Consider the following 8619-nt stretch of genomic DNA (forward strand, 5'->3'; position numbering starts at 1 on the left):
GGTGATCCCCTTACGACCTGGTGCACCACGGCGGTTGTACGTTGCGCCAGCGAACACGTACGCCCCGTACGCCCCGTACGCCATGGTGCCCGCGGAAAGCCGCCCGGCCGAACTCACCGGATTCGTCGGCCGCGACAGCGAACTCGCCGACCTGGCCCAAATGTTGGCGAACAGCCGGCCGACCACAGCGACCGGCACCGCGAGCCGAAAAGGGGCGCGTGGGGGCGCTCCCTGATCCACCGCCTGTCGTGCACCAGGTCGTAGGGGAGAACTGCGCGCCCAACCCCCCACCGGGGGCCACCCGGCAACGCAACCGCAACCCATGACGCAGAAGCGCCGCAGGCGGTCAGCGGGCGTAGTACTCCACGACCAACTGCTCGTCGCAGATGATCGGAATCTCGCGGCGGTTGGGGTCCCGGTCCAGCCGGAACGCCAGCGCCTGGAGGTTCACCTGGAGGTAGCGGGGCGTCTCGCCATCGGGCGCCCAGCCACCTTCGCGCGCGACCAGGAACGGCGTCTTCTCCCGCGACCGCTCCCGCACCTGCACCACGTCGTCCGGACGGACCCGGAACGACGGCTTGTCGACCTTGCGCCCGTTGACCTCGATGTGGCCGTGCACGACCATCTGGCGGGACTGGTAGATCGTGCGAGCCAGCCCGGAGCGGAGCACCAGCGCGTCGAGGCGCCGCTCCAACTCGACGATCAGTGCCTCGCCGGTCTTGCCCTCGACCTTCTTCGCGCGGTCGTACGCGCGCTGCATCTGCCGCTCGCTGATGTCGTACTGCGCGCGCAGCCGCTGCTTCTCCAGCAGACGGGTCTTGTAGTCGCTGTTCTGCTTGCGACCGCGGCCGTGCTCACCCGGCGGGTAGGGGCGGGCCTCGAAGTACTTGACGGCCTTCGGGGTGAGCGCGATGCCGAGCGCCCGGGACTTCTTGACCTTGGGACGCGACTGATTCACGTGCGTCGAACCTCCGTGTAGATTAGGTAAGGCTTACCTTAGCTGAGGAGTACGCATGATTCGACCCGGGAACCCCGCACCCGAACTGCCGTCGCGACAGCAGGAGCACGGTCAGCCGCGTCCCGAAGTGGAAGAGGCGCCCCGGCAGCCCTCGGCCGCCGAACGCGCGCGCACTCTCGTCGAGGGTAACCCGTCCCTCGCGCTGGCCATTCCCGCGCTGCGCCCGGCGCCGGCCGAGCCGATGGTGCCGCTGCGCCGCTCCGTCGGGCCCGAAGGCGACATCTTCCTGCTGTTCCCCCGCGGCTTCCCCGCGGTGCGCGCGGTACGGCACGCCGACGACGACGAGGTGCCGGCTGTGCTGGAAGTCACCGACGTGGCACCCGTCGCCGTCCCGCACCGCGTCCGCGGCCGCGCCTGGATCGCCGGGTGGCTCACGCACGTGCCCGGGGGCGGCTTCGAGTCCGACACGGAACTGCTGCGCCTGGAGCCCGGGGAGATCTCCGTGGACGACCTGTGGGGTGCGGCGCTCGTCGAGCCCGACGAGTTCGCCGCCGCCGGGCCGGACCCGCTCGCGCCCTTCGAGACCGATGTCCTCCAGCACCTCGCCGCCGCCCATCCCGAGGAAGTGCCCCTCCTGTGCGGGCTCGTGGGCGAACCGTGCGGGGGTCTTGGCCCTACGGCCGCGGTTCCGCTCGCGCTCGACCGCTTCGGCCTGCGGGTCCGCTTCGCCGGCGCCGCCGGTCCGTACGACGCCCGCTTCGACTTCCCGCAGCCGGTGGACGGTCCGGCGGCCGCCCGCCGCGCCCTGCGCCAACTCTTCGCGTCCGCCCGGGCCTGACCCTCCGCGGCGCCCCGTCCGCGCAGTTACGGGGCAGCCGGGTGGGTCAGTCGCTGCCGGAAAGGCGGTTGCGGACGCGGTCGAGGACGTCGGCGTAGCGCGCCTCGGCACCGTAACGGGTCGGATCGTAATACCGCCGGTCGGCAATCTCGTCCGGCAGGTACTGCTGCGCCGCGATCGCGCCGGGCACGTCGTGCGGATAGACGTACCCCTGGGCGTGGCCGAGCTTGGTCGCGCCCTTGTAGTGGCCGTCGCGCAGATGCATGGGCACCGGCCCGGCCTTACCCGCCCGCACATCCTCCAGGGCCGACCCGATCGCGGTGGTCGCGGCGTTGGACTTCGGCGCGAGCGCGAGCGCGATCGTGGCGTGGCTGAGAATGAGCGACGCCTCGGGAAACCCGATCATCGCAACGGCCTGCGCTGCGGCAACTGCCGTGGGCAGGGCGGTCGGATCGGCCAGCCCGATGTCCTCGCTCGCCGAGATCATCAGGCGGCGGGCGATGAAGCGGGGGTCCTCGCCGGCCACGATCATCCGGGCCAGATAGTGCAGCGCCGCGTCCACGTCGGAGCCGCGGATCGACTTGATCAGCGCGCTCGCCACGTCGTAGTGCTGGTCGCCGTCGCGGTCGTAGGCCACCGCGGCGCGGTCGACGGCCTCCTCGACGGTGGCGAGGGTGATCGCGTCCTCGCCCTTGGCGAGCGCGGAGCCGGCGCCGGCCTCGAGAGCGGTCAGCGCGCGCCGGGCGTCACCACCGGCGATCCGCAGCAGGTGGTCCTCGGCGTCCTGCGGGAGGGTCACCGCGCCGCCGAGGCCCCGCTCGTCGGTGAGCGCGCGGCGCAGCACCCCGCGGATGTCGTCGTCGGTGAGGGATTCGAGGGTCAGCAGGAGGGAGCGGGACAGCAGCGGCGAGATCACCGAGAAGTACGGGTTCTCCGTGGTGGCCGCGATCAGGGTGACCCAGCGGTTCTCCACGGCGGGCAGCAGCGAGTCCTGCTGGGCCTTGCTGAAGCGGTGGATCTCGTCGAGGAACAGCACGGTCTCCCGGTCGTACCCGCCCGCTTGGCGCTTGGCGCTCTCGATGACCGCGCGGACCTCCTTGACGCCCGCGGTGATCGCCGACAGCTCCACGAACCGCTTGTTGGTGGCCTTGCTGACCACGTATGCGAGCGTGGTCTTGCCGGTGCCGGGCGGGCCCCACAAGATCACCGAGGAGGCGCCCGCGGGTCCGGTGCCGTCGCCCACCAACCGCTGAAGCGGCGAGCCCTTGCGCAGCAGGTGCTGCTGGCCCACCACCTCCGCCAAGGTGCGCGGCCGCATCCGCACCGCGAGCGGGCTGCTGCCCGGGTCCCGCTCCCGCCGCTCCTCCGCCGCCGCACTGAACAGATCTGGCTCCACCCGTGCAGCGTATGCCACCCCTGTGACACTCCCCGACCGCGCGCCGGCGCAGCGGCGTCGCGGAGGCCCGCGTCACGCCGTCGTAGCAGGTCAGGCGGTCAGATGACCGTCTTCCAGTAGTACCAGAAGTGGGTCAGGATCAGCAGGCCGATCACCGCGTACCAGATCACCGGCACCACCCAGTGGAACTCCAGCACGGCCGCGCGGACCTTGCCCGGCACCTTGATCAGGCCGTGCCTGATGTTGTGCACGGCGGTGTACCAGAAGATCAGGATCGTGACGACCCAGGCCAGGCAGCACCACAGGCAGACCGCGTTGATGTTGTAGATCGTCTGGTACTGGAGCCAGCTGATGAAGCCGACGCCGAAGAGGCCGCCGGCCTGCAGGCCGTACCAGAACCACGGCTTGTAGCGGGCGCCGGCGAACACGCCCATCGCGACGCAGATCACCACGCCGTAGGCGACCAGGCCGATGATCGGGTTCTGGAAGCCGAAGGCGTGCGCCTGCTTGCTCTCCATCACGCTGCCGCAGGCGATGACCGGGTTCAGGCTGCACGAGAAGTGCGGCGTCTTGCCCACGGCGAGGTCCTGGAGCAGGACGAACTTGTCGTTGGTGATGACGAAAGAGGCGAGCAGGCCGAGCGCGCCGGAGATCAGCAGCAGCCAGGTGAATGCCTTCGTCGGCACGATCCCGCCGGGTTCCTGCGGGTCGCGGTCGCCGTCCGTTCGCGTCTCGTCCAACGCGGAAGTCGTCATGATCGCCGATCTCTCAGGTCCGTGGGGCGGGCTTCCGAACATTGTGCACCAGGGCGGTGAGAACGGCGTAAGGTCTGCCGCCCTGGTACACGGACGAGCGGTTCAAACCAGCCGTTCCTTGACGGTCTCCGCCACCTCGGCCAGCGCCACCGGGCCCTGCTCGCCGCTGGCCAGGTCCTTGAGCTGGACCACACCCTCGGCCAGGTCCCGCTCCCCCGCGACGATCGCGAGGCGGGCCCCGGAGCGGTCCGCGGACTTCATCGCGTTCTTGATGCCCTTGCCGCCGAACGCGAAGTCCGCCGCGATCCCGGCCCGCCGCAACTCCGTGACCAGTGTGAACAGTGTCCGCCTGGCCTGCTCGCCGAGCGGCACCGCGTAGACGTCGGTGGCCGCGGGCAGCGCGAGTTCCACGCCCTCGGCCTTGAGCGCCAGCACCGTGCGGTCCACGCCCAGCGCCCAGCCGACCGAGGGCAGCGGCGGGCCGCCGATCATCTCGGACAGGCCGTCGTACCGCCCGCCGCCGCCGACCGCGGACTGCGAACCGAGCGCGTCGTGGACGAACTCGAAGGTGGTGCGGGTGTAGTAGTCCAGGCCCCTGACCAGGCGCGGGTCGTCCTCGTACGCCACCTTGGCCGCGGTCAGCAGCTCGCGGACCTGCTCGTGGTACTCCTTGCACGCCTCGCACAGGTGATCAACGATGAGTGGCGCGTCGGCGAGTTGACGCTGCACGGACTCGCGCTTGTCGTCGAGCACCCGCAGCGGGTTGATCTCGATCCGCTTGCGGGTGTCGTCGTCGAGGTCCAGGCCGCGCAGGAAGTCCTGCAACACCGCGCGGTAGACCGGTCGGCACTCCTTGTCGCCCAGCGAGTTGAGCAGCAGCCGGAAGTCGCGCAGGCCGAGCGAGCGGTACGCGTCGACCGCCAGGATGATCAACTCGGCGTCCAGCGCCGGGTCCTCCGCGCCGATCGCCTCGGTGCCGACCTGCGAGAAGTGCCGGTAACGGCCGGCCTGCGGGCGCTCGTAGCGGTAGTAGGAGCCGGAGTACCAGAGCTTCACCGGCAGGTTGCCGGTCTTGTGCAGGTTTGCCTGGAGGGCGGCGCGCAGCACCGACGCGGTGCCCTCGGGGCGCAGCGCCAGTTCGGTGCCGCCCTTGGTGGAGAAGGCGTACATCTCCTTGGTGACGATGTCGGTGGACTCGCCGACACCGCGGGCGAACAGCTCGACGTGCTCGAAGCCGGGGGTCTCGACGTATCCGTAGCCGGCCCGGCGGGCCGGGGCGGCGATCGCCTCGCGCACCGCGAGGAAGGCCGCGGAGTCGGGCGGCAGGAGGTCGTAGGTGCCCTTGGGGGCCTGGAACGTGCTCACGGCAGTGACAGTCACAATCCTCGTCGTGGAGCCGGGTCTTCGCCGGTTCCGTGGCCGCCGGCCACCTTGCCCAGGTAGGGGTTGGTGGCGCGCTCGCGGCCGATGGTCGTCTGGGGGCCGTGCCCGGACAGCACCACCGTCGAGTCGTCGAGCGGCAGGCACACGCGGGCCAGCGACTCGTACAGCTCGGCGGTGTCGCCACCGGGCAGGTCGGTGCGTCCGACGGAGCCGGCGAACAACAGGTCGCCCGAGAAGAACACCGACGGGATGTCGGTGGTCGGGGGCAGCCGGTAGGTCACCGACCCCTTGGTATGGCCGGGCGCGTGCGCGACGCCGAACTCCAGACCGGCCAGGGCGAGGGTCTCGCCGTCGGTCAGTGCCCTGAGATCGTCGGGCTCGCCGACGGTCAGATCGCCCAACAGGTGGGCGCCGACGGCCATCCCGATCGCCTTCTCCGGGTCGCTGAGCATGTAGCGGTCGGCAGGGTGCAGCCAGGCGGGCACGTCGTGCGCGCCGCAGACCGGCAGCACCGAGGCGACGTGGTCGATGTGGCCGTGGCTGAGGATGACGGCCACGGGCCTCAGCCGGTGCTTGGCGAGGAGGTCCTCGACGCCCTGGGTCGCGTCGACCCCCGGATCGATGATGACGCACTCCTCGCCGGCGGCGGGCGCGACCACGTAGCAGTTCGTGCCCCACGCCCCGGCGGGGAACCCGGCAATGAGCACGTTCGTCCTTCTGTCGTCCGCGATCGGCTGCCTTGAGCCTACCGGCGAGCGGGTCGCGGCTGCGAACCAGTTGTCGACCGGTGCGCGGACTGGACGGCAGGTGTGGCGTGACGCGAAGATCTGCGGCACGTACATTCGCATACGGCAGCTTCGACACCGGCCGTGTCCCCTTGGATACAGCCGGCGCACAGGAAACATACAACGCAAAGCGTCGGTGCGCCGCACCGGGCGGACAACCGACACTCAGACGACGGAGACGGCGAAGTGACCACCAAGGATCAGCGGCGGCGGCAGCTCGCCCGGGACAAGTTCGCGCGTCAGCAGCAGCGCCGGGTGAGCGCGCAGCACAAAGCGCGGGTGCGCAACTCGGTGATCGCCGTGGTGGTCGCCGTGGTGGTCGCCTCGCTCGGCGGGGCGTACGCGGCGGGCGCGTTCGACGGCAGCAGCAAGAAGAAGGACGACGCCGCAGCGGCCAGCCCGACCCCGCCCGCCACGGCGCCCACCACCGCGGCGCCCAAGGGACCGGACCCGTGCAAGAAGGCGGCGGCGGGCAAGCCCGGCACCAAGCAGTGGAAGAAGGAGCCGGCGATGTCCATCGCCAAGAGCGCCGACTACACCTTCGACCTCCAGACCACCTGCGGCGACATCCCGATGGCGCTGGAGACGGCGAAGGCCCCGCACACCGTCAACTCGTTCAAGTTCCTGGCCGACCAGGGCTTCTTCGACCACACCGTCTGCCACCGGCTGACCACCACCGGCATCTACGTGCTCCAGTGCGGCGACCCGACCGGCCAGGGCTCCGGCGGCCCCGGGTACACCATCCCCGACGAGAACCTGACGGCGTTCGGCAAGGCCGACAAGTCCTCCGGCTCGGTCACCTACCCGGCGGGCACCATCGCGATGGCCAACACCGGCCAGCCGCACACCGGCGGCAGCCAGTTCTTCCTGGTCTACAAGGACAGCCCGCTGCCCCCGCAGTACACGCCGTTCGGCACCATCTCCAAGGACGGCATGAAGGTGCTCGACAAGATCGCCGCCGACGGTGAGAGCACCGGCCAGGGCGACGGCGCGCCCAACGCGACCGTGGTCGTCAACAAGGCCACCGTCACCAAGTCCTGACCCCCGACCGGGCCGCGACCGCTACCTGACCATGATCGGACCGAGTCCTGATCGGTATCCGAATTCGCGATTGAGCGCGCATCGGATGCGGACAGCCGGGGCGCCGGTCGCCTATGTTGGCGTTGGGACCGGTCAGGGCGTGCGGCCCGGCCGGAGAGACACTGTGGACGATGCCCGCCGGCGGTGACCTGGTGGGCATCACATGAGGGAGGCGCTGTGAGCAGCGACCCGTGGGGCCGCGTCGACGAGACGGGGACCGTGTACGTGCGTACGGCCGACGGTGAGAAGGAGGTCGGTTCGTGGCAGGCGGGCTCCCCTGACGAGGCGCTCGCCTACTACGAGCGCAAGTACGAGGGGCTCGTCGTGGAGATCGGCCTCCTCGAACGGCGGGTGCAGACCACCGATCTGGCGCCCAAGGAGGCGCTGGCCGCGATCGAGCACCTGCGTACCGCGGTGACCGAGGCGCATGCGGTCGGCGACCTGGCGGCACTGGGCACCCGGCTGGACGCACTGGTGGCGCTCGTGGAGACCCGGCGCGAGGAACGCCGGGCGGTGCGGGCGAAGCAGAGCGAGGAGGCGAAGACCGCCAAGGAGAAACTGGTCGCCGAGGCCGAGGAGTTGGCCGAAAGCGAGCAGTGGCGCACCGCGGGTGAGCGGCTACGGGCTCTGGTGGACACCTGGAAGGGCCTGCCGCGGCTGGACCGCAAGGCCGACGACGAGCTGTGGCACCGTTTCAGCCACGCCCGTTCGGTGTTCTCCAAGCGGCGCAAGGCGCACTTCGCGTCGCTGGACGCGCAGCGCGAGGAGGCCCGGCGGACCAAGGAGAAGCTGGTCACCGAGGCGCAGTCGCTGTCCGGTTCGACGGACTGGGGGCCCACCGCGGCCCGCTACCGCGAGTTGATGACGGAGTGGAAGGCGGCCGGCCGCGCCCAGCGCGAGGCCGAGGACGACCTGTGGAACCGCTTCCGCGGTGCGCAGGACGTCTTCTTCGCCGCGCGTACCGACGTGTTCGCCGAGCGGGACAGCGAGCAGCGGGACAACCTCGCGCGCAAGGAGGAGTTGGTCACCGAGGCGGAGAAGCTGCTGCCGGTGACCGATCTCAAGTCCGCGCGGGCGGCGTTCCGTTCGATCAACGAGCGGTGGGAGGCGATCGGCCATGTGCCGCGTGATGCCCGGCCGCGGGTCGAGGCGCGCATGCACACCGTGGAGCGGGCGCTGCAGGACTCGGAGGAATCCGAGTGGCGGCGCACCAACCCGGAGGTCCGGGCGCGTGCCGCGGGTCTGACCGGCCAACTCCAGGCCGCCGTGGAGAAGTTGCGCGGCCAGATCGACACGGCGCGTTCCGCGGGGAATTCCGCGAAGGCCGACAAGCTCCAAGCCGAGCTCGACGGCCGGCAGGCCCTGCTGGACGCGGCCCTGAAGGGCATGGGCGAGTTTCGCTGACGCTCGGCCCGCGCCGTGAC

Annotated in this window: 8 protein-coding genes; 3 read left to right on the plus strand and 5 right to left on the minus strand. The window is 70.8% G+C overall.

The features are described 5' to 3' along the window. Positions 1–346: 346 nt before the first annotated feature. Positions 347–958 carry a 30S ribosomal protein S4 gene (rpsD, locus tag AC13HU_RS24745; RefSeq protein WP_483044142.1) on the minus strand — a complete coding sequence of 204 codons (612 nt, stop codon included), beginning with the start codon at positions 956–958 and terminating at the stop codon, positions 347–349. Positions 959–1013: 55 nt separating this feature from the next. Here rpsD and AC13HU_RS24750 point away from each other — a divergent pair, with 55 nt between their 5' ends. Further along, positions 1014–1796 (plus strand): DUF2470 domain-containing protein, encoded by a 783-nt coding sequence (locus AC13HU_RS24750; RefSeq protein ID WP_483044143.1) that lies wholly within the window; start codon positions 1014–1016, stop codon positions 1794–1796. A gap of 46 nt (positions 1797–1842) precedes the next feature. On the opposite strand, the gene AC13HU_RS24755 is transcribed toward AC13HU_RS24750, so the two are convergent. From AC13HU_RS24755 to AC13HU_RS24770, 4 genes are all read right to left on the minus strand, one after another. Beyond that, entirely contained in the window at positions 1843–3192 is a 1350-nt protein-coding gene (locus tag AC13HU_RS24755) for a replication-associated recombination protein A (RefSeq protein ID WP_483044144.1), read from the minus strand. 98 nt (positions 3193–3290) lie between these two features. After that, positions 3291–3947, minus strand: a complete 657-nt coding sequence (locus tag AC13HU_RS24760) for a vitamin K epoxide reductase family protein (protein WP_483044145.1) — start codon at positions 3945–3947, stop codon at positions 3291–3293. A 102-nt stretch (positions 3948–4049) separates the two neighbouring features. Continuing rightward, the gene (gene hisS / locus AC13HU_RS24765) at positions 4050–5312 is read right to left on the minus strand and encodes a histidine--tRNA ligase (protein ID WP_483044146.1); all 1263 of its coding nucleotides are present in this window, start codon (positions 5310–5312) and stop codon (positions 4050–4052) included. An 11-nt stretch (positions 5313–5323) separates the two neighbouring features. Further along, a complete protein-coding gene (locus tag AC13HU_RS24770; RefSeq protein WP_483044147.1) occupies positions 5324–6037 on the minus strand; it encodes an MBL fold metallo-hydrolase in 714 nt (237 codons plus the stop codon). A 264-nt stretch (positions 6038–6301) separates the two neighbouring features. Here AC13HU_RS24770 and AC13HU_RS24775 point away from each other — a divergent pair, with 264 nt between their 5' ends. Next, positions 6302–7156, plus strand: coding sequence for a peptidylprolyl isomerase (locus AC13HU_RS24775; RefSeq protein ID WP_483044148.1), 855 nt, complete (start codon positions 6302–6304; stop codon positions 7154–7156). Positions 7157–7372: 216 nt separating this feature from the next. Continuing rightward, complete coding sequence (locus AC13HU_RS24780) at positions 7373–8599, plus strand: DUF349 domain-containing protein (RefSeq protein WP_483044149.1); 1227 nt, start codon at positions 7373–7375, stop codon at positions 8597–8599. Positions 8600–8619 lie beyond the last annotated feature (20 nt).

This window comes from Streptomyces sp. NH27, assembly GCF_056859195.1.

What these genes read in the sequence shown, in the direction of transcription:
- AC13HU_RS24750 (WP_483044143.1), top strand. Translation starts at nt 1,014, where the DNA reads ATGATTCGACCCGGGAACCCCGCACCCGAACTGCCGTCGCGACAGCAG.
- AC13HU_RS24760 (WP_483044145.1), bottom strand. Translation starts at nt 3,947, where the DNA reads ATGACGACTTCCGCGTTGGACGAGACGCGAACGGACGGCGACCGCGAC.